The sequence below is a fragment of the Kribbella jejuensis genome (assembly GCF_006715085.1).
Taxonomy (GTDB): Bacteria; Actinomycetota; Actinomycetes; order Propionibacteriales; family Kribbellaceae; genus Kribbella; species Kribbella jejuensis.
The window spans coordinates 1,389,441-1,410,462 of sequence record NZ_VFMM01000002.1; the positions used below are offsets into that span (position 1 = coordinate 1,389,441).

Below are 21,022 nucleotides of genomic sequence, written 5' to 3' on the forward strand. Positions count from 1 at the left end.
CAGTACGACTGTGGTTAGAACCGTGGTGGTGAGGGCCGGTTCGGCGGTTGCGCGCTGGGTCGTCAGGGTCATGTGGTTCCTCTCTTGCGCTTCCATGCAAGCGCCGGGAGGAACGGTGGAGAAGACCCGCTCGAGAGGTGTACCAGCAGTACATCCTTCGGCGGGTCGGGCGCCGGTACTGTCGATGTCGTGGACAACAAGGCTGAGGTGCGGGAGTTCCTGACCTCCAGACGGGCGAAGCTGACGCCGTCGGAGGTCGGGCTGCCGAACGTGGGCCGGCGGCGGGTGCCCGGGCTGCGGCGGAACGAGGTCGCGATGCTCGCCGGAGTCAGCATCGAGTACTACGCCAAGCTCGAACGTGGAGCGATCGCCGGGGCCTCGTCCGCGGTCCTCGAGGCGATCGCCCAGGCGCTGCGGCTCGACGACACCGAACGCGCGCACCTGCTCGACCTGGCGCGAGCCGCCGACGGCATCCCGACCTCGGGGCGGGCCCGGCGCCGCCCGACCACGCAGACGATGTCGCGTCCCAGTCTGCAGTGGGCGCTGGAGGCGATCACGGACGGCGTCGCGTTCGTCCGCAACCCGGCGCAGGATCTGCTCGCGACGAACGCGCTCGGGCGGGTGTTCTACTCGCCGGTGATCGGGGCGGGCGGCCGGACGCCGAACCTGGCCCGGTTCCAGTTCCTCGATCCGGCGTCGCGGGACTTCTACCCGGACTGGGACCTGTTCGCGCACATGTGTGTGGCGATCATGCGCGCCGAGGCCGGGCGCGATCCGCACGACCGTGCGTTGCAGGACCTGGTCGGTGAACTGTCGACCCAGAGCGAGACGTTCCGCCGGCTGTGGGGATCCCACGACGTCCGTACCCACGGCACCGGTACGAAGCGGTTCTGCCACCCAGAGGTCGGGGAGCTCACGTTGGCGTACGAAGGACTCGCGGTCACCGCCGAGCCCGGCCTGATGCTGATGCTCTACACAGCCGAACCCGGCTCGACCTCCGCCGAAAAGCTCCGCCTGCTCGCCTCGCTGGCCGCGGAGGTCACGCCCGCGTCAGGGTGATGTTGCCGCCGTGGGTGCGGGCTCGGACTGTGACGGTGCGGGACGCGGCTTCATTGATGTCCAGGTGGTTGAAGACGCGGCCGACCGAGCTGCGGGCGTCCAACGCGGCCGCCGTACCAACCGGGACCGTGACCGCGACCTCACCGGTCGCGGTGTAGAGGTCGACCGGGCCGCCGCCGAACGCGCCGACCCGGATGTGGCCGCTCGCCGTGCGGACGTGGAGCTCGGCGTCTGCCCGATCGACGGTGATGTTGCCGGTGGCCGACTTGGCGCGGACGTTGCCGGTGGCCGCGGCGACGTGGATGTCACCGTTCGCGGTCTTCAGCTCGCAGGCGCCGACGCGACCCTCGACAACGTAGTCGCCCTTCGCGGTGTAGCCCTGCAGCTCGGAACCCGTCGGTAGCTCGATCACGACCTCGACAGCGCCGTACCGCTTGCTGAAGATCGACCGCAGCTTCGGGTGCCTGACCTGCAGTTTCCCGTCGGCGTACGCGACCACGACCTGCTCGGCGGCCTGCACGTCGAGGTCCCACGACGGATCGGCCGGGCGGACCTCGACGGCGGTGTCGGTACGGTCGCTCGCCCGAACGGTGATGTCGCCGAAGATGATGTCGACCGCCGCGGAGATCGGTACCGGAGTGCTGAACGTGGACATCTGACTCTCCTCTTCTCAGGTGTCTGCAACTGTCGCCGAGCCCGCTGACAGGCCGCTGCGCCGAGCACTGACACGGTGTAGGCGGCGTGTCAGGTGCGTGTCAGGGGTGCTGCCGACAGTGGAGCCATGACAACTTCGGCGATCGCGGTCACAGGACTGCGCAAGGCATTCGGCGACAAGACCGTGCTCGACGGCATCGACCTCGACGTTCCCGCGGGCACCGTCTTCTCGCTGCTCGGCCCGAACGGGGCCGGCAAGACGACAACGGTCAACGTGCTCACCACGCTGACGAAGGCCGACGGCGGTACGGTCCGGGTGGCCGGCCACGACGTCGCGTCCGAGGCGAAGGCGGTCCGGTCCGCGATCGGCGTCACCGGCCAGTTCGCGGCGGTCGACGAGCTGCTCACCGGCCGCGAGAACCTGCAGCTGATGGTGGACCTGACCCGGGCGAAGGCCGACCAGCGAGTTGTCGGCAACCTGCTCGAACGGTTCGACCTGGTCGAGTCGGCCGACAAGGCCGCCGCGACGTACTCCGGCGGTATGCGCCGCAAGCTCGACCTGGCGATGACGCTGGTCGGCGACCCGCAGATCATCTTCCTCGACGAGCCGACGACGGGTCTCGACCCGCGCAGCCGGAGGACCATGTGGACGATCATCCGCGAACTGCTGGCCGACGGCGTGACGATCTTCCTCACCACGCAGTACCTTGACGAGGCCGACCAGCTGGCCGACCGGATCGCGGTACTCGACAAGGGCCGATTGGTTGCCCAGGGCACCCCGGAGGAGCTCAAGCGGCAGCTGCCCGGCACCCACGTCCGGTTCCGGTTCGGCTCGGTCGAGGAGCTCGGCACCGCGGCCCGGATCTTCCCCGACGCGACCCGCGACGACGACGCGCTCGCGCTGCGGGTTCCCAGCGACGGCGGTACCCAGTCCGTCCGCAAGCTGCTCGACCGGCTCGACGAGTACTCGCTGAACGCCGACGAGTTCTCCGTCAACACCCCTGACCTGGACGACGTATTCCTGGCCCTGACCGGCCACGACACCGCGGAGGTAGTCGCGAAATGAAGAACCCCTCGATGGTGATGCTGCGCCGCAACCTCAAGCACATCGCCCGCAACCCGACCTCGGTGTTCAACGCCGTACTCATGCCGGTCGTGGTGATGCTGATGTTCGTCTACATGCTCGGTGACGCCTTCAGCGTCGGCGTACCGTACGTCGACTACGCAACGCCCGGCATGCTCCTGCTCGCGGTCTGCTACGGGCTCGGCGCTGTCGCGACCGCGGTGAACTCCGACATGACCAAGGGCATCATCAACCGCTTCAAGGTGATGGACGTGCCGCGTGGCGCGGTCCTCACCGGGCACGTGATCGCCAGCGTACTGACCAACTTGATCGCGATCGCCGCGATCATCGGGGTCGCGTTCGCGCTCGGCTTCAACCCGTCGGCCAGCTTCGCGCAGTGGCTCGGCGTGATCGGTCTCGTCGTACTGCTCGGCATCGCGACCGCGTGGCTGACCGTCGCGCTCGGTCTGTTCGCGAAGAGCCCGGAGACCGCGGGGCTCGCCTCGGTACCGCTCGTGATGCTGCCGTTCTTCAGCAGCGCGATCGTGCCGGCCGACAAGATGGGGCCGGGCGTGAAGCAGTTCGCGCAGTACCAGCCGTTCACGCCGATCATCGAGTCGCTGCGCGGCCTGCTGAACGGCGCCCCGCACACCGGCGACCTGATCGCGGCGTTCGCCTGGTGCCTCGGGATCGCGGTCGTCGGGTACGTCTGGTCGACCTCGACGTTCACGAAGCGAGCGTGACCTCGACCAGCTCCCGCCAGCTGGCCTGCCGGCCCTCTTCCGTCGCCTCGGTGAACTTCGTGTCACCGAGGCGGCGGCGCGTTTCCTGCTCGCCGCGCGCCACGTCAGGGTTCGAACGATCGGGCAGCCCTCGTACGGCGGCACTCGCGGCCAGCAGTCGCGCGGCCTGCTCGTCCTGGTCGGTCCGCAGTGCGAGGTCAGCGATCCCGACGAGCATCTGCGCGATCCCCGGCACGTGCCCGCCCTCGGCCGCCGCCTGGAAGGAGGCGCTCCGGTGTTGCCAGGCCTCGTCCAGATCCGTCGTCAGATAACCGAGCTGGTCCTCGATCATCGCCCGCAGGTTGGGGCTTTCCGCCTCGCGACCGAGCATGGTCGTCGCCCGGCCGAGCTGCCGGCGCGCCTCCTCGGTATCACCTTCCCAGCGCGCGAGCTCCGCCTTGGACAGCGCCAACTCGACCAGCGCCTCCGGCCAGGCGACCCGTTCGGCCTTCTGCTGCGCCTCGTCCATCGCGGCCGCACTCGCCTTCCGGTCGTCGGCCAGCCAGTACAACTGCGCCTGCCGCGAACGCATCCGTACGACGTCCTCGGTCGCACCGACTTCCGCGGCGACCGCGATCGCCTGCTCGTAGTACTCGCCGGCCTCGGCGAACTGCCCGCGGACGGCGAGCCGGTCCGCGAGCTCGGTCAGCGCGAACGACGTACCCCACCGTTCGCCGAGCGCGCGGAACTCTGCCAGCGCGGTCTCCAGCGCGAGGTCCGCGTCGCGATCGCCGTCGCCGAGCATGATCCGCATCTTCCCGGTCTGCAGCCGCGCCAACGCCCGTACCCACGGATCGTCCTCGCTCAGCAGCTCCTCGAACGCGCTGACGAACGAGTCGGGCCCGTCCAGTAGGCGTACCAGGGCCTGCGACATCGTCACGGCCGGGTGCGGGTTGTCGATCCGGCGACTGATCTCCGCCGACTTCCGGATCCATTCTTCCGCGTTGTACTGGTCGCGACCGCGACCGGACGACATGATCCCGGTGACGAACGCGTACACCACGGCCCGGATCTCGTCCGGTACGTCGCCCGGTAGCACCGGCGCCGCGAGCAGGAACTCGTTGCCCTCGACCTTGTGCCCGGCGAACCACCAGTACCAGCCGGCTGCCGCGGCCAGCCGCATCGCGCCGGGCGCGTCCCCGGCCGCGATCGCGGCCCGCATCGCCGCGGCGATGTTGTCGTGCTCCGGTTCGAGGATCGCGAGCCACTCGAGCTGCTCGGCGCGGCGCAGGTGCGGGTCCGCGGTCTCCACCAGCTCGGTGAAGTAGGCGAGATGCGTACGGCGGGTCGCGTCGGTCTCGCCCGCCTCCTCGAGCCGCTGCTGGGCGTACTCCTTGATCGTGCCGAGCAGCCGGTACCGCTGGTCGTCCTTCGTCACCACCAGCGACTTCTCGGTCAGAGCTGTGAGCAGGTCCAGGACCTCCCACGACTCGACGTCACCGCTCGCGCAGACGTGCTCGGCCGATTCCAGGCCGGCGCCGCCCGCGAAGACGGACAGCCGGCGCAGTACGGCTCGCTCGGCATCGGAGAGCAGCTCCCAGCTCCAGTCGACCACCGCGCGGAGCGTGCGGTGCCGGGGGAGCGCCGTACGGCTGCCGCCGGTCAGCAGGCGGAAGCGGTCGTCGAGACGGTTGGCGAGCTGTTCGAGCGACATCGTGCGCAGGCGGGCCGCGGCGAGTTCGATCGCCAACGGCATCCCGTCGAGCGCGCGGCAGATCCGGGCCATCGTCGCGGGATCGGGGGCGAGGTCCGCGCGGACGGCGCTCGCCCGGTCCTGGAGCAGTCGTACCGCCGGGGATTCGCCGATCTCGGCCGGGTCGGCCGTTTCCGTTGGCAGCACCAACGGTGCGACGGGCCAGAGCGCTTCGCCGGTGATGCCGAGCGGTTCGCGACTCGTGGCGAGGATCCGCAGCCGCGGGCATTCGCCCAGTACGCGGTGCGCGAAACGGGCGGCCGATTCGATCACGTGCTCGCAGTTGTCGAGGATCAGCAGCATCGTCCGCTCGCGGACGGCGGCGATCACGCGGTCCGTCGGATCCGTCTCCGGTACGTCGCCGAGCAGCGCGTCCCGCAGCGCGAGCGCGCTGAGCGTCGCCTGCGCCACGTCCCCTTCGGCGCCGATCGCGGCCAGTTCGACCATCCATGCGCCGTCGGGCAGGTCGCGGAGCATGGTGCGGGCCGTCTCGGACGCCAGCCGCGTCTTGCCGGATCCGCCCGGTCCGATCAGCGTCGTCAGGCGGTGATCGCCGATCATGGCGCGGACGGTGCTGACGTCCGCATCCTTGCCGACGTACGTCGTGAGCTCCTCGCGCAGGTTGGTGCTGCGCTTCTCGTCCCGCCGTACCAGCTCGCCTCTCAACAGGGCGACGTGCAGGGCGGACAGCTCGGGCGACGGGTCGACGCCGAGCTCGTCGGCGAGGGTTTCGCGGGTGCGCTCGTACACGCGGAGCGCCTCGGTGTCGCGGCCGGAGGCGACCAGCGCACGCATCAGCGCGGCGACGAGCCGTTCGCGGACGGGGTGCGCGGCGACCAGATCGGTCAGCTCGGAGACGAGTTCGGCGCCGTTGCCGAGCGTGATCTCGGCGTCGTACCGATCCTCCATCGCGGCCAGCCGGAGCCCGTCGAGGCGCGTGACGGCCGCGTCGAACGCGCCGCTCTCGGTGAGCCCGATGTCCTGCATCGCCGGCCCGCGCCACAACCCGAGCGCCTCGCGGAGCTTCTGGATGTCCTGGTCGGTGCGTGCCTGGGTCAGCAGACGCTCGAACCGTACGGCGTCCACGTCGTCGGGGTCGATCTGCAGCCGGTAGCCGTCCGGGTGCCCCTCGACCGGCAACACCTTCCGCAGCCGGGAAACAAGCCGCTGCAACGCATTGGCCGCATCGGCCGGCGGCTGCTCCCCCCAGATCCAGTCCACGAGCGTCCCCTTCGGAACCACCCGCCCAGCCTCCAACGCCAAAGCCACCAACAACCCCCGCAACCGGGCCCCCGGCACGTCGACGGCGCTCCCGCCATCCACCCGCACCTCAAACGAACCCAGCATCCCAATCCACACCCGCCAGATTTTGCCACGCCCGCAGAGCACCACTCGCCCACGCGGAAAACAGCCGACCGGGGCTCGGCCGGGGAACTGCTAGCCGACGGCCTTCTTGACCAGGGCGAGGATCTGCTTTTCGAGGGCTGGGGTGAGTTTGGTGAGGGCGTAGGAGGTGGGCCACATGTCGCCTTCGTCGATTTGGGCCTTGTCGCTGAAGCCTAGGGTGGCGTAGCGGTACTTGAACTTTGCGGCGTCCTGGAAGAAGCAGATCAGTTTGCCGTCCTTGGCCCAGCCGGGCATGCCGTACCAGAGCTTCGGGGTCAGCTCCGGTACCGCCTCGAGGATCAGCTTGTTCAGGCGTTCCGCGATCTCGCGGTCGCCGTCGGCCATCGCCCCGATCTTCGCGGCCTGCGCCTCGGCCGGGTCCTCCTTGCTCTTGAGTTCCTTCGCGTGCTCCTTCATCGCGTCGCGCTCGGCCGCGGTGAACCCGTCGTACGACTTCTTCTTCGTGGTAGCCATCGGACTGCCCTTCTCTTCGTCGGTGCTCCAAACACTAGAAGTCGCGCATCACCCACCGCTTCTCGATTCCTGATCGACCGGAAAGTGACCACCGTCACGTCACGAACCGGATGCCCTGTCCGGTCAGGTGGGCAGACGAACGAGGAGGCAGACATGAAAGCAGTCCTGACCCGTGGCGCCGGTGCCGAAGTACTCGGCACGGCGCCCAACCAGACCTGGCTGATCGCCGACGCCGAGCACACCGACGGGATCATGAACGTCGTCCGTACGACCCTCGGCCCCGGTGTCGACGGACCGCCGCCGCACTTCCACAAGGAATCGCCGGAGATGTTCTACCTGCTCGACGGCGCGCTCCGGATCCTGGCCGGCGACGATGTGCTGACCGTGACGAAGGGCGACTACCTGCTGGTGCCGCCGCTGATGCACCACGCCTGGGGTACGCCGATGGACAGCGGTGCCGATGTCCTGATCGTGAAGGCCCCGGGCACCAACCGCTTCGGGTATTTCCGGCTCGGCGACCGGATCCGCCGCGGCGAGGCGTCCCCGGCCGAGGTGCTCGCGACCGCGGACCTGTACGACAATCATTTTGTCGACAATCCGACGTGGCGGCAGGAGCTGGCCGCCCGGGAGGGGGAGCGGGAGCAGGTCGTCCCGTTCCCGGTCCGATAGCCGACAATCGGATCGTGGACGATGTCGCCGAGTTCGTGCAGCAGCGTCCGCGGCTGTTCGCGATCGCGTACCGGATGCTCGGCGAGGCCTCCGAGGCCGAGGACGTACTGCAGGACGCGTACCTGCGCTGGTCCGGCCGCGCCACGGTCGAGACGCCGGCCGCCTGGCTGACCACGGTCGTCACCAACCTGTGCATCAACCGCCTCACCTCGGCGCGCGCCCGCCGCGAGCGGTACGTCGGCCCGTGGCTGCCGGAGCCGGTTGCCACGGGCAACGATCCGGAGGGCGCCGTGGAACTGAAGGACACGGTGTCGCTCGGGTTCCTGGTACTGCTGGAGAAGCTGACGCCGCCGGAGCGGGCAGTGTTCGTACTGCGGGAGGCGTTCGGCTACACGCACCGGGACAGCGCGGAGGTACTGGGCGTCGACGAGGCGCACGCGCGGCAGTTGTACCACCGCGCACTCGCCCGGATCGGCGACGCGCGCCGCCGGTTCGAGGCACGACCGGCGGACGGTACGAAGCTGGTCGAGAGCTTCATCGCGGCAACGGTCGACGGAGACGTGCAGGGCTTGGAGGCGATCCTGACCGAGGACGCCGCGATCTGGGCCGACGGCGGCGGCAAGGCGATCGCCGCCCGCGAACCGATCTTCGGCCGCGGCAACGCCGCGCACTACCTGGCCGGACTCGCCGCCGGACCGCGCGCACTGACTGCCCGATTGTCGGTGGTCGAGGTCAACGACGCACCCGCCGTACTCGTCCACGAGGCCGGCGAACTCACCGCCGTACTGGTCCCCGAGATCCACGGGACCACCATCACCACCATCCGCGCGATCCTGAACCCGGACAAACTCGCCTACCTCCGCAGCCAGCTGGGTTGACGGGCTCAGCCGTCGGCGTAGAGACAGAAGGGATGGCCTGCTGGGTCCAAGAGCACTCGCACCTGGTCCTGCGGCTGGAATTCCGCGAGCGTGGCGCCGAGCTCGACGGCATGCTCGACCGCAGCCTCGAGATCGCCGACCTCGATATCCAGGTGCATCATCATCTGCTGACGTCCCTCGGCGGCCGGCCACACCGGCCGCGCCCACGGCGCCGACGTCTGCGGCTGGAAAGCCACATACGTGTGTGAGTTGCCGGGCACGACGAGGGTGAACTCGTTCGGCTCGTTCTTGTGGATCTCCCAGCCGAGCACCTGGTGGTAGAACATCCCGAGCGCCCGCGGATCCGGCGCGTCGATCACCGTTCCGAAATAGTGTGCCGTCGATCGTCCTCGAAGCATCGCAGTACCTCCTTCGTGCCCGACACTAGACGGGTGAACCGACAGGACGATCTGATCGCCGACGGGGAGCCGGAGAAGGAGTTCCATGCCGGTATCGCCGCCCGTATGCCGCGCAAGACTGCCGCCGGCGGCGCGCTGATCCGGGACCCGGCCGGGCGGATCCTCTTCCTCGAACCGACGTACAAGCCGACGCTCGACATCCCGGGCGGCATCGTCGAGTACGACGAGTCGCCGTACGACGCCTGCCGCCGCGAGGTCCAGGAGGAAATCGGCCTCGACCTGCCCATCGGCCGCCTGCTGGTCGTCGACTGGGTTCCCGCCCAGGGCCCGTGGTCGGACGCCCTCGCCTTCATCTTCGACGGCGGCGTCCTCGACAGCCCCACTCTCACCCTCGACCCCACCGAGGCCCGAGCCCACCACTTCCTCACCCTGGACGAAGCCGCCTCCCGCCTCCGCCCCTCCATGACCCGCAGACTGACCCTCGCTCAACACTCCCTGACAACCGGCCACCCCACCTACGCCGATTTCGGTCGCCCCCGCTGAGCGGCGCGGCGCGCCAGGCCATCGCAACGGTGCCGCTCCCGCCGCGGTCAGCGTGACGGGAGCGGCTTAGGTGTGATTGTGATGGCCTGATGGTTCACCTAGGTGGTTGCGAGGACGGTCGGGCGGTACACCGTGAGCCCGTCGTCGTCGACCAAGGCAACCCGGACGGACTCCGGCGTGAGGTCCCGGTGCGGTACGGCGAACACCGCGGTCGCGCGGCGGCCGTCGTACCGGGCGGCGTAGCTGACGAACCGCCAGCCGTCGTCGTCCCAGTAGTCATGGATGTCGGAACGCAGCAACCCGTCGACCGCGCGGTACGCCGGGCTGAGCAGCACGCGCCGCTGGGTTGCGACGAGCGGGATGTGGTCGGAGGCGGTACCGGCCAGCGGGTGGCTGAGCCGGATCCGCAGCCGCCGGATCGGGAGTAACCAGTACCGATCGAGCTCGGTGGACAGCATGGCGAAGACGGCTGCCTCGACAACCAACAGCAAGAGTCCTGTGCCGGCCGACCACCAGGCGGTTGTGGCGAAGGTTGCCGACACCGAGGTTGCCAGGAGCAACAGAGCACGGGCGATTGCTCGGGTGCCGACGGGTCGGTGGGACTTTCCCGCGCAGCCGCAGGAGGCCTCGGGTACGACGACCTTCGAGTAGCTGAGGAAGCCGACAAAGCCGATGGATAGTGCGACGGCGGCCACCGCTCCGATTGCCCAGGAACCTAAGAGAAGAAGGGCGATCAGGATTTCCACGACCGCAACAGCTTGATAGGCAAGGACCGCGCGGGGCTCCCCTACGAGTCGGGGTAGGGCTGTGCGGTCGGCTTGGGTGGGGGACTTCAGCTTGGTGTAGGCCGTCCAGAGCAGGATCAGGCCTAACAACAGCGGTTGGGCGGACGTCATGTCAGTTCGACGTGTAGATGGTGGCGACGTCGATCTCGTTGGTACCGGGGCGCCAGGCGCCGATCACCTGGGCGTGCCGGCCGACCTTGAGCATCGAGAGGTCCGTGACCGCGGGCGTGCCGTTGTACACGGCGGCCGTCCTGCCGGCCTGGACGTGCCCGACGACCTTCTGTCCGTGGTGGTCGAAGTGCACCCCGGTGCGGCTGATCGACGTGATCGCGACGGTCAGGTTGACGATGTTCACCCAGACCGACTCGGCGGCGAGGATCCCGTTCGGCAGCAGCACGCCGCGTGCGTACAGGCCGTCGCCGATCTTCGCCTGGTCGATCGTGGTCGGGTGCAGCTTCCAGACGCTGGTACCGGTGGTGAGTTGGATCCGGTGCAGCCGGCCGTCGGATCCCTGTACCTGCAGGAGATCCTGGTTGCGACCGGTGACCACGCCTTCGGCGAAGTTCGGGTCCGGCTGACCGGGGTCGGGGTACTGCGTGGCGGCTGCGAACGCGGTCTCCGGCGCGAGCGAACCCATCGCTGTGGCGGCGACGAGCCCGGTCGCACCGAGCGCGGCGCGGGACAGCAGTGAGCGGCGGTCCATCGTTGTGGTCATCTCACGCACTCCTCAGCCGACGTCGATGTTCGCGGGGATCAGACCGGCGTTCAGGCTCGCGATCGAGGAGAACGCGGCCGGAGTGAGGTCGAGGAGGCGGTTCGCCGCGCAGGTACCGCCGCAGCAGGCGCGTTCGCCGCAGAACAGGTCGGTCTGCGGACCGCAGTCCGCGATCGAGGTGACGACCCGCTTTCCGTTGCACAGGTTGGTGGTGGCGTGCCGAAACCCGCAGGTACGCCGGGTCATCCCGGTGAATCCGCAGGTGTCCGGATGGGTGATGGCGTAACACGCGTCGGACGTGTTCGGCCAGGCGTGCTGGAAGTTCCCCGAGTTACAGGTTCCGCAGGCACCGTGCCCGGTGCTCGCGCAGGGTCCCCATGCGTTCCCGCAACAGAACCACGATGCTTCGCCGTTGAATCCGGCCATGACAGTTCCTCCTAGGCCTAGGGGGCGGACAAAGACCTACAGAAACTGTTTGTACTCCGTTGCGGCGGAATCTCCCAGAGCTCAGCCAGAAATGGAAAGTTTTTGCCTAAAGTCCGAGGATGAAGAGCGCTCCCGCCGCGAGCAGGCCGACTTCGACCAGGATGACGAAGACCCGGTCACTGATCCGGCCCACGATCCGTTTGCCGGCCCAGGTTCCTGCCAACGTCGCCGGCGTCAGCGCGACGCCGTACAGCAGGACCTGCCGGGTCAGCAGGTCGCCCGCCCCGTACGCGGCGATCTTCGACAGGTGCATGGTGACGGCGCTCGCGGCCTCGGTGCCGATGTACGCGGCCCTGGTGAGCCCGTACGCCAGGAAGAAGGGCGCCGTGAGCGGCCCGACCGAGCCGAGCAGGGCGGATCCGAGTCCGGAGGCCGCGCCGACCGCGGTGAACGCCGGATCGCTGGGTCTACGAGGGGTCGGCCGCAGGTGCCGCCAGATCACGACCGCGATCAAGAACACGCCGAGTCCCCGCTTGAGCGCGGTCAGTGGAGCGTGGGCGAGCAGCAGACCACCCACGACCGCGAGCGGTACGGCGCCCAACGCGAACCACCCGACGAGACGCCAGCGAATCTCGTGCCGGTTGAGCCACACGCGCGAGACGTTGCTGGTCAGTTGGGTCAGCGTCAGCATCGGTACGGCGACCCGGAGTCCGAAGAGTGCGGTGAAGACCGGAAGCAGCAGTACGCCGCCACCGAAGCCGGCCACCGCGGACACCATGGCCAGCACGAACGCGGCGACCGATGCCACCCCGAGCGTCTCCCATCCGTTCATCACCAGCACAGCCTGCCATCCTCTAGCACTGCAGGCAGTATGTGGTATACAGTTCCGGAGAACGCTGCGGATCGGACCTGCTGAACGGTGGTATCACCGGGGCAGGTAGACTGGTGGCGTTTGAGGAGGGGAGTATCCCTCTTGGACCTCGCCCGTGTGGTGCTGGTCCGAAGCGGCAGCGTCGTCATCACGGGAGGCCTGGACGGCCGAACCGGTGCTGCCGGCCCGATCGGTCGAGTTCGAGGACCGTCCGGGTGGGAGAGACCTCCGGACCACGCTGCTGTCTGCCGACGTCCGGAGGTTCGTCATGGTCTCTGTCATGCCACCCCTGGTCTGGGTGCTCACGATCGTCGGGTTGCTCGCGATCGTCGCGTTCGACCTGGTCGTGATCGCCCGCCGCAACCACACCGTGACGATCAAGGACGCCACCCGCTGGGTGCTGTTCTACGTCGGCCTCGCGGGGCTGTTCGCGATCGGGCTGTTCGTGTTCAGCCCGGGGCAGTCGGGCAGCGAGTTCGTCGCCGGGTACATCACGGAGTACAGCCTCAGCGTCGACAACCTGTTCGTGTTCGTGATCATCATGGCGCGGTTCGCCGTACCCAGCCTGGCGCAGGACAAGGTGCTGTACATCGGCATCGTGGTGTCGATGGCACTGCGGGCGATCTTCATCCTGGCCGGCGCGGCGGCGATCTCGGCGGCGAGCTGGGTGTTCTACATCTTCGGTGCGTTCCTGGTCTATACCGCCGTCCGGCTCGCACTCGAGGGCGAGAACGATGAAACCGACTTCCAGGAGAACGCGATACTGCGCGGCCTGCGCCGGGTGCTGCCGTTGTCGCAAGACTACGACGGCTCCAAGCTGGTCACCCGCGGCGGCGGCAAGCGGCAGCTGACGCCACTGGTGATCGTGATCTCCGCGATCGGGATGGCGAACGTGATCTTCGCGCTCGACTCGATCCCGGCGATCTTCGGTCTCACCCAGGACGCCTACATCGTGCTGACCGCGAACGCGTTCGCGCTGATGGGCCTGCGCCAGCTGTACTTCCTGATCGGCGGCCTGCTGGAACGGATCGTCTACCTGAACGTCGGCCTGTCGGTGATCCTCGCGTTCATCGGCGTGAAGCTGATCATCGAGGCGCTGCACGGCTCGCACATCGACGACATCGGCGCGATCCACCTCCCGCACATCGGCATCCTGACCTCGCTCGGCTTCATCGTCGGCACGCTGTTCGTCACCACTGTGGTCAGCCTGCTCAAGACGGCCCGCGACAACCGCCGCGAGGCCGTCCGGGTCAAGATCGACGACTGACCAGACCGTCTTTCCGGAAACTATGCGGCGTCCGGCGCAGGATTCTTTCCGGAAACCGGGTCCAGGCCGGCGTTGTAGACGTAGTACGTCCGCGTGGGGTCGGCAGAGCGGTAGGGAGGCATCGCGGGGTTCTCCTGAAGGCGCGCGTGCGGGTATGACGGAGCGCGACCGGGAGCCGGTCAAACGCTTGCGTGGCGCACGTCGGAGGTGCGCGATCAGGAGCGGGTTCGCATGGCGCCAAAAGTAGGGCAGCGCGCGGCGCGTCCGCCCGCCGATTTGCCGACCCCGCTTGGTGATCAGGGGTATCATCGAAGTTGCCTGGCCCGGCCGTTCCCCCGTGATGGTCGGGTCAGGTTTTTCCTTGCGCCGGACACCCTCCGCGACGGACCTGCGACGATGGCGGGATGCTCAGCACACCGCCCCTGGACGCGTTCGGACTCGAGGTCGACCGCATGGAGGCGACCCGGCCGGGCGACGACGAGTCGCCCGGCAACGGCAACTGGCATCTGTGGACGGCCGACGGCGAGCACCACATCCTCCGGCGGTATCACGTACTCCGGACCGAGGCCGACCTCATCTTCGAGACCCGAGTGCTCGACCACCTGACGGCGCAAGGGAGTTCCAGGGGTCGGATCGCGGGGTCGGGCTGCTTCGCAGGCAGCGGCCCGAGCTGGCGGATCGGGCGGTGCGGGCGATGGCGCGGGCGAAGGAGCTCGTGAGCGAGCACGGGCTGTTGGAGCTGCCGCGGACGATCGTGCACGGGGATTTCGCGAGCTGGAACGTGCACTTCGACGACGACGGCAAGCTGGCGGGCGTGATCGACTTCGATCTCGCGCATGTGGACAGCCGGTCCTGGGAGTTCGTCATCGCGCGGGTGGATCTGGCACCGGGGCTCGTCGACGGGTACCAGCGCGCCACGGCGTACCCGCTGAGTGGGCGGGAGCTGGGGGCGATCGGGCCGTTGCAGGTTGTGTTGCAGGTGTTGATGGTGATGGCGGGACTGTGGGACGGGCAGCGGAGTGGCCGGTTCGACGAGGCGATGATCACTCGGCACCTGGTCGCGGCCGGGTCTTGACACAGGACGTTGTCGGCGGGTTGACTGCCATATAGTTAACCGAAGAAATAAATTCTGCAGAGGTTCGGCGTCGGCGGCTCAGAACGACTCCGGGCCTTCCTGAGGTGTGCCCGGATCCGGTGGCCGGCCATCGGATCATTCGTCGTTGGGTGACCCATCGTTGCTAGCGGCAACCTCGGTAAGCCCTTGCAGGCAAGGGATCCGAGCGCCTCGGTCACCGTCCGGTATCGACTCGGGCCGGAACTCTTCCGCTTCCCGGGGATTGTGTGTCATCCTCCGGGATAGCGAAACCCGAGATCCTATCGGATATCGGTTCCACTCCAGCGCGTGAGGGAAAGGAAGCGGAGTGAGCGCAACCTTCGAGGTGAAACCGGCAGCCACGGCACCGGCACCGCCGGCGGCAGCGTCGGCCCGGAAACCACCGCGAACGAGCCGCCGGACCCAGGCCCGGCGCAGTCTGCGGCGGCACTGGCAGCTCTACCTGCTCGTCGTCGTACCGCTCGCGTACTTCGTGATCTTCAAGTACATCCCGATCGTGAACGCGGTGATCGCGTTCAAGGACTACAGCCCGGTCAAGGGCCCGTGGGGCAGCCCGTGGGTCGGTTTCAAGAACTTCGAGCTGTTCTTCCAGAACCCGGTGTTCTGGACCCTGGTGAAGAACACCTTCCTGCTCTCGGTCTATACCGTGCTGGCGAGCTTCCCGATCCCGATCGTGCTGGCGATCGCGCTGAACGAGATCCGCAACGGCCGGTTCAAAAAGACCGTCCAGCTCGTCACGTACGCGCCGTACTTCATCTCCACCGTGGTCGTCGTGTCGATGACGATCCTGGTGCTGTCGCCGCGGCTCGGGTTCGTCAACGACGCGATCGGGTTGTTCGGCGTACCGCAGATCGACTTCCTGGGTAACCCCAACTACTTCCGGCACATCTACGTCTGGTCGGACGTCTGGCAGACCACCGGGTACTCCGCGGTGATCTACCTGGCCGCGCTGGCCGGTATCGACCCGGCGCTGCACGAGTCGGCCCGGATCGACGGTGCCAGCCGGCTGCAGCGGATCCGGCACGTCGATCTGCCCGGCATCATGCCGACCGCGGTGATCATCCTGGTGCTGGGCGTCGGCAACATCATGTCGATCGGGTTCGAGAAGGCGTTCCTGCTGCAGAACCCGCTGAACACCGCACAGTCGGAGATCATCGCGACCTACGTGTACAAGACCGGTCTGCTGAACGCCGACTTCAGCATGGCGACGGCGATCGGGCTGTTCAACTCGGTGATCAACCTCTTCCTGCTGCTCGGCGTGAACTTCGCCGCCAAGCGCATCACCGGAAACGGACTCTGGTCATGAGCGTTACGCTGCAAGAATTCCGCCGTACGTCGACGCGCGGGCACGAGTCGCAGCGCACCACGATCGAGGAGACGCGGACCGACAAGATCTTCCTGACCGGCGTGAAGATCATGCTCTGGCTGGCGCTGATCGTGGTCGCGGTCCCGCTGATCTACATCGTCGCGAACTCGTTCAGCAGCCCGTCCGCGGTGAGCGCGGGCAAGGTGCTGCTCTGGCCGGTCGAGCCGAGCGTCAAGGCGTACAAGGAGGCCTTCAGTGATCCGCTGATCATGAAGGGCTACCTGAACTCGTTCATCTACGCGATCAGCGGCACGCTGATCAGCGTCACGCTGACGATCGCGATCGCGTACCCGCTGTCGCGCCGGACGTTCTTCGGCCGGAACGTGATCATGAGCGTGCTGATCTTCACGATGCTGTTCTCCGGCGGGCTGATCCCGACGTACCTGGTGGTCCAGGACCTCGGGATGCTGAACACCCGCTGGGCGATGGTGATCCCGAGCGCGATCGGCGTCTGGCAGGTGATCATCGCGCGGACGTTCTTCCGCTCGACGATCCCGGACGAGCTGTACGAGGCGGCGACCATCGACGGCGCCAGTGACCTGCGGTTCCTGTGGTCGATCGTGCTGCCGCTGTCGAAGCCGGTGATCGCGGTGATCGCGCTGATGTACGCGATCTTCCAGTGGAACAGCTACTTCGACGCACTGATCTACCTCAAGGACCCCGGCCTGTACCCGCTGCAGATCGTGCTGCGGAACGTGCTGATCCTGAACACCCTCACCGGGTCCACCACCACGACGAATCTGGCCCAGCAGCTCGAACAGCAACAGCTGGCCAACGTCCTCAAGTACGCGCTCATCGTCATCTCGAGCCTGCCCGTACTGGTCATCTACCCGTTCGTCGCCCGCCACTTCACCAAGGGCGTGATGGTCGGCGCTGTCAAAGGCTGACTACAGAAAGGAACACCGCAATGCGCTCATCCATGAGCAAGGTCGTGGCGCTGGCAGCTGCCGGCGCACTGGCCCTGGCCGCTTGCAGCTCGGACAAGTCGTCCAAGGGTGCGGCGAACGAGACGTCGGCCGACGGGAAGGTGATCATCGATACCTTCACGCCGTCGGACCAGAGCACCGATCTGGCCACCAACGCGGTCACCAAGATCATCAGCGACAAGTTCAAGATCCAGTTCCGCTGGCAGACCACGACGTACGACGCCGGCCCCGCCAAGGAGAAGCGCCAGATCGCGCTGGCCAGCGGCGACTACCCGGACCTGTTCTTCCTGATCCCGTGGGTCGACGCGTTCACCCAGGCCGAGGTGCTGAAGCTCGGCCAGCAGGGCGTCGCCGTACCGCTCGAGGACCTGATCAAGCAGAACGCGCCGAACATCCAGAAGGTGCTGGACTCCAACAAGGAGTACAAGGAGATGGCGACCGCGCCCGACGGTCACATCTACGCGCTGCCGCAATGGGCCGACTGCTTCCACTGCACGTACCCGGACAAGCTGTGGATCAACAGCAGCTGGCTGAAGAAGCTCGGCCTGCAGGTACCGAAGACCACCGACGACCTGCGCAACGTGCTCGAGGCGTTCAAGACCAAGGACCCGAACGGCAACGGCAAGGCCGACGAGATCCCGATGACCACCGACGTCCAGGACAGCAGCCTGATCGCGTACCTGATGAACGCGTTCGCTTACGACCCGGTCGGCGCGAACAACGGCGTCCGGTCGCTGCTCACGCTGAACGGCGACAAGGTCGTCACGCCGGTCACCTCGGACGCGTGGAAGGAAGGGCTCAAGTACATCCACGGTCTCTACAAGGACGGGCTGATCGACCAGGCAGCGTTCACCCAGAACGCGCAGGCATTGCAGGCCGAGGGCAACAACCCGAAGGCCGTCGTGCTCGGTTCGGTGCCGGTGCTCTGGCCGGGCATCTTCGTCCAGCTGGACTCCAAGGACGGGCGGGACAAGCAGTACGACGCCGTACCGCCGCTGACCGGTCCGGAGGGTAAGAGCTACACCGGCTACAACCACCCGACCTCGACCGGGTACACGTTCATGCTGACCAACAAGGCCAGCAAGGAGGCCCAGGTCGCGGCGATCAAGATGCTCGACTGGATCTATACCGACGAGGGCCAGATGATCACCAACATGGGCCCAGAGGGTGTCGGCTGGACCAAGCCCGGCCCCGGTGACATCGCTCTCGACGCGAGCACCAAGCCGCTGTACAAGCCGAAGCAGAACGCGCCGAAGAACATCAGCTGGGGTGCGCTCGGTCAGTACAACAACACCCTCGCCTTCCGGAACGCGCAGGTCACGCCGAAGGACATCTACTCCGGCGCCGGCCTCGAGCGGCGGCTGTGGGAGGCGACCAAGCAGTACGAGAACCATGTCGACAAGTCGCAGTGGTTCCCGCAGGCGTTCATGTGGCCGGACCCGAGCCTGAGCGGTGAGATCGCCACGCTGCAGACCAACCTGAACAACTACGTGAACCAGAACCAGCTGGCCTTCATCACCGGCTCGAAGAACATCGACACGGACTGGGACGCGTACGTGAAGGGGCTCGACAGCACCGGAATGCCGCGGTACCTGCAGATCAACCAGCAGGCGTACGACAAGTACAAGAGCGGTTCGAAGTAGTGTCGCATCTCCTGTGGTTCCGTACTCCCGCACCGGACTGGTTCGAGGCGTTGCCGCTGGGCAACGGGCACCTCGGCGCGAAGGTGTACGGCCGGGTGTTCGACGAGCGGATCGCGCTGAACCTCGACGACGTGTGGTCCGGGGACGGGCCGCGGACGTTGAGCGTCCCGGACGGGCCGGCGGTGCTGGCCGACGTACGGCGGTTGCTGCTGGACGAGGGTGATCAGCTGGCGGCGACCGAGCGGACCCGGGCGTTGCAGGGGCCGTTGGTGGAGTCGTACCAGCCGCTGGCCGATCTGGTGATCTCTGCCGGGCCTGTCGGCCAGAGTGCGGACTACAGGAGAAGTTTGGATCTGCGGACCGGCATCGCCGCCGTCGACTACACGGTCGACGGCGTGCGGTTCCGGCGCGAGACGTACGTGTCGGCGCCGGACCAGGTGCTGGTGTGGACGCTGATCGCCGACAATCCTGTCGTCGACCTTCAGATCGGGCTGGAGAGTAAGCATCCCGTCGAATCGGTAGTTGCTGACGGCACCTATGGAGTGGTGGGACATGCGCCCTCTGACCTGACCATCGAGTACCGGTCGCGACCTGATCCGGTGCGGTACGAGGACGGGCGGGGGATCGGGTTCGGGGTCGGGCTGCGGGTGTTCTCCGACGACGGCTCGGTGTCGGTTTCGGGCGATGGTGTCGCTGTCCGTGGGGCTTCTCGGGTGACGGTGGTGGTGGCAGCCTCGAGTACGTTCTTGGGCTGGTCGGTGCCGCCAGGGCGTGATCCGTCGGTCGCTTTCGATGCCGCTGTGGCCGTCCTGGATTCGGTTGCCGTGGACAAGCTTCGGGCGCGGCACGTCGAGGACCACGTCTCGTTGTACGACCGGGCGTCACTGGAGCTCGGTCCGATGGTCGACGAGCCGACCGACGAACGACTCCGGGCGGTCGCTGCGGGGGCGAGTGATCCGGATCTGATCGCGCTGATGTTCAATCACGGCCGCTACCTGTTGATGGCGTCCTCCCGCCCGGGGACGCAGGCCGCCAATCTGCAGGGCATCTGGAACCAGGACCGCCGGCCTATGTGGGCCAGCGATTGGACCAACAACATCAACACCCAGATGAACTACTGGCTCGCCGACCTCACCGGGCTGAGCGAGTGCTTCGAACCGTTGGCTTCGTTGATCGAGGAGCTGGCCGCGGCGGGTGCCGGGACGGCGCGGATCCTGTACGGCGCGCCGGGATGGGTGTGTCACCACAATTCGGACATCTGGCGCGCTACCTGGCCGGTGGGCGAAGGCGGTGACGATCCCGTCTGGGCGATGTGCGCGACGTGCGGCGTGTGGCTGACAGCGCATTTGATGGAGCATTACCGGTTCACAATGGATGTGGAGTTCCTGCGTACGCGGGCCTATCCGGTGCTGGCGGGTGCGGCCGAGTTCGTGCTGGCGATGCTCGTCGCGGACCGGGACGGCGTACTGCAGTTCATTCCCTCGACTGCGCCGGAGCATCACTTCGTACTGCCGTCGGGTGCGAAGGCGTCCGTCGATCTCACCTCGACGTACGACATCTGGCTGATCCGCGAGCTGTTCGCGAATCTGCTGGAGGCGGAGGCGGCGCTCGGGCTTTCGTCGTCGCTGGCCGAGCGGGTTTCGCAGGCGCGCGATCGGTTGCCGGCGGTACGGGCGACGCCGGACGGGCGGCTGCACGAATGGCCGACGGACTGGGAGCCGTCCGAGGTACATCATCGGCATCAGTCACATCTGTACGGGTTGTACCCGGGCGCCGAGATCGATCCGGTGCGTACGCCGGAGTGGGCCGCGGCGGCTCGTACTTCGCTGCTGGTCCGGACCGACGGCGCCACGAACGGCGGGTGGACGGCGGCCTGGCTTGTGGCGCTGTGGGCGCGGCTGTTCGAGCCGTCACGGGCGGTCGCGGTGATCCAGGACTACCTCAGCCGCTTGGTTTCGGACAACCTGTTGTCGCGGGACGGCGACATCTTCCAGATCGACGCGAACTTCGGGATGACCGGGTGCATTCCGGAGCTTCTGCTGCAGAGCCATACGGATGTGATCCGGGTGCTGCCCGCGCTGCCTTCCGAGTGGCCGGACGGGTCGTTCCGCGGGCTGCGGGCGCGGGGCGGGCTCGTGTTCGACGTGTCCTGGCGGGACGGGGAGCTGACCGAGGCCGTCGTACGGGCGTCGCACGGCGGCACGTACCGGATCGCGCTGCCGTCCGGGGAGCGGACCGTGACGCTCGCGGCCGACCAGGTTCTCGTCCTGGTTAGGGCTGCCTAACCAAAGGTGTGTAGGGTCAGCGGTT

20 protein-coding genes are annotated in these 21,022 nt (G+C 67.5%); 12 read left to right on the forward strand and 8 right to left on the reverse strand.

The genetic code is table 11. The annotated features are described in order from the left end of the window. The first annotated feature begins 189 nt into the window (after positions 1 to 189). Positions 190 to 1,059 (forward strand): helix-turn-helix transcriptional regulator, encoded by an 870-nt coding sequence (locus FB475_RS26790; protein WP_141859290.1) that lies wholly within the window; start codon positions 190 to 192, stop codon positions 1,057 to 1,059. Here FB475_RS26790 and FB475_RS26795 read toward each other — a convergent pair. After that, positions 1,040 to 1,714 (reverse strand): DUF4097 family beta strand repeat-containing protein, encoded by a 675-nt coding sequence (locus tag FB475_RS26795; RefSeq protein ID WP_141859291.1) that lies wholly within the window; start codon positions 1,712 to 1,714, stop codon positions 1,040 to 1,042. The two genes, FB475_RS26790 and FB475_RS26795, sit on opposite strands and share 20 nt — an antisense overlap. A gap of 126 nt (positions 1,715 to 1,840) precedes the next feature. On the opposite strand from FB475_RS26795, the gene FB475_RS26800 reads away from it, so the two are divergent. Further along, complete coding sequence (locus tag FB475_RS26800) at positions 1,841 to 2,779, forward strand: ATP-binding cassette domain-containing protein (RefSeq protein ID WP_141859292.1); 939 nt, start codon at positions 1,841 to 1,843, stop codon at positions 2,777 to 2,779. Continuing rightward, positions 2,776 to 3,519 (forward strand): ABC transporter permease, encoded by a 744-nt coding sequence (locus FB475_RS26805; RefSeq protein ID WP_141859293.1) that lies wholly within the window; start codon positions 2,776 to 2,778, stop codon positions 3,517 to 3,519. The genes FB475_RS26800 and FB475_RS26805 overlap by 4 nt, the downstream gene beginning before the upstream one ends. On the opposite strand, the gene FB475_RS26810 is transcribed toward FB475_RS26805, so the two are convergent. Both FB475_RS26810 and FB475_RS26815 read right to left on the reverse strand, forming a co-directional pair. Next, the gene (locus FB475_RS26810) at positions 3,503 to 6,598 is read right to left on the reverse strand and encodes an AfsR/SARP family transcriptional regulator (protein ID WP_272952101.1); all 3,096 of its coding nucleotides are present in this window, start codon (positions 6,596 to 6,598) and stop codon (positions 3,503 to 3,505) included. The genes FB475_RS26805 and FB475_RS26810 overlap by 17 nt on opposite strands. 90 nt (positions 6,599 to 6,688) lie before the next feature. Beyond that, complete coding sequence (locus FB475_RS26815) at positions 6,689 to 7,111, reverse strand: iron chaperone (protein WP_141859295.1); 423 nt, start codon at positions 7,109 to 7,111, stop codon at positions 6,689 to 6,691. Positions 7,112 to 7,264: 153 nt separating this feature from the next. Here FB475_RS26815 and FB475_RS26820 point away from each other — a divergent pair, with 153 nt between their 5' ends. Both FB475_RS26820 and sigJ read left to right on the forward strand, forming a co-directional pair. Continuing rightward, entirely contained in the window at positions 7,265 to 7,780 is a 516-nt protein-coding gene (locus tag FB475_RS26820; protein ID WP_141859296.1) for a cupin domain-containing protein, read from the forward strand. Between the two features lie 14 nt (positions 7,781 to 7,794). Beyond that, on the forward strand, positions 7,795 to 8,658 hold the full coding sequence (gene sigJ / locus FB475_RS26825; protein ID WP_141859297.1) for an RNA polymerase sigma factor SigJ: 864 nt from the start codon (positions 7,795 to 7,797) through the stop codon (positions 8,656 to 8,658). Between the two features lie 5 nt (positions 8,659 to 8,663). Here sigJ and FB475_RS26830 read toward each other — a convergent pair whose 3' ends face one another. Continuing rightward, positions 8,664 to 9,056, reverse strand: a complete 393-nt coding sequence (locus tag FB475_RS26830; RefSeq protein ID WP_141859298.1) for a VOC family protein — start codon at positions 9,054 to 9,056, stop codon at positions 8,664 to 8,666. Between the two features lie 33 nt (positions 9,057 to 9,089). Here FB475_RS26830 and FB475_RS26835 point away from each other — a divergent pair, with 33 nt between their 5' ends. Then, a complete protein-coding gene (locus tag FB475_RS26835) occupies positions 9,090 to 9,599 on the forward strand; it encodes an NUDIX domain-containing protein (protein WP_202878516.1) in 510 nt (169 codons plus the stop codon). A 98-nt stretch (positions 9,600 to 9,697) separates the two neighbouring features. On the opposite strand, the gene FB475_RS26840 is transcribed toward FB475_RS26835, so the two are convergent. The 4 genes from FB475_RS26840 to FB475_RS26855 form a co-directional block, all read right to left on the reverse strand. Further along, complete coding sequence (locus FB475_RS26840) at positions 9,698 to 10,495, reverse strand: MauE/DoxX family redox-associated membrane protein (protein WP_141859299.1); 798 nt, start codon at positions 10,493 to 10,495, stop codon at positions 9,698 to 9,700. A gap of 1 nt (position 10,496) precedes the next feature. Further along, positions 10,497 to 11,099: a cell wall protein gene (locus tag FB475_RS26845; protein WP_141859300.1), complete on the reverse strand. Its 603-nt coding sequence runs from the start codon at positions 11,097 to 11,099 to the stop codon at positions 10,497 to 10,499. 12 nt (positions 11,100 to 11,111) lie between these two features. Further along, a complete protein-coding gene (locus FB475_RS26850) occupies positions 11,112 to 11,525 on the reverse strand; it encodes an RlpA-like double-psi beta-barrel domain-containing protein (RefSeq protein ID WP_141859301.1) in 414 nt (137 codons plus the stop codon). A gap of 106 nt (positions 11,526 to 11,631) precedes the next feature. Next, positions 11,632 to 12,357: a sulfite exporter TauE/SafE family protein gene (locus FB475_RS26855; protein ID WP_141859302.1), complete on the reverse strand. Its 726-nt coding sequence runs from the start codon at positions 12,355 to 12,357 to the stop codon at positions 11,632 to 11,634. A 319-nt stretch (positions 12,358 to 12,676) separates the two neighbouring features. Between FB475_RS26855 and FB475_RS26860 the strand changes: the two genes are divergently transcribed. The 6 genes from FB475_RS26860 (at position 12,677) to FB475_RS26885 (ending at position 20,997) form a co-directional block, all read left to right on the forward strand. Beyond that, the gene (locus FB475_RS26860) at positions 12,677 to 13,663 is read left to right on the forward strand and encodes a TerC/Alx family metal homeostasis membrane protein (RefSeq protein ID WP_141859303.1); all 987 of its coding nucleotides are present in this window, start codon (positions 12,677 to 12,679) and stop codon (positions 13,661 to 13,663) included. 340 nt (positions 13,664 to 14,003) lie between these two features. After that, positions 14,004 to 14,738: an aminoglycoside phosphotransferase family protein gene (locus FB475_RS26865; RefSeq protein WP_141859304.1), complete on the forward strand. Its 735-nt coding sequence runs from the start codon at positions 14,004 to 14,006 to the stop codon at positions 14,736 to 14,738. A 346-nt stretch (positions 14,739 to 15,084) separates the two neighbouring features. Then, entirely contained in the window at positions 15,085 to 16,083 is a 999-nt protein-coding gene (locus FB475_RS26870) for an ABC transporter permease (protein WP_141859305.1), read from the forward strand. After that, the gene (locus FB475_RS26875; RefSeq protein WP_141859306.1) at positions 16,080 to 17,030 is read left to right on the forward strand and encodes a carbohydrate ABC transporter permease; all 951 of its coding nucleotides are present in this window, start codon (positions 16,080 to 16,082) and stop codon (positions 17,028 to 17,030) included. The genes FB475_RS26870 and FB475_RS26875 overlap by 4 nt, the downstream gene beginning before the upstream one ends. 32 nt (positions 17,031 to 17,062) lie before the next feature. After that, positions 17,063 to 18,712 carry a type 2 periplasmic-binding domain-containing protein gene (locus FB475_RS26880; protein WP_238332431.1) on the forward strand — a complete coding sequence of 550 codons (1,650 nt, stop codon included), beginning with the start codon at positions 17,063 to 17,065 and terminating at the stop codon, positions 18,710 to 18,712. Next, positions 18,712 to 20,997 carry a glycoside hydrolase family 95 protein gene (locus FB475_RS26885; RefSeq protein WP_185759449.1) on the forward strand — a complete coding sequence of 762 codons (2,286 nt, stop codon included), beginning with the start codon at positions 18,712 to 18,714 and terminating at the stop codon, positions 20,995 to 20,997. The genes FB475_RS26880 and FB475_RS26885 overlap by 1 nt, the downstream gene beginning before the upstream one ends. The last annotated feature ends 25 nt before the right edge of the window (positions 20,998 to 21,022 follow it).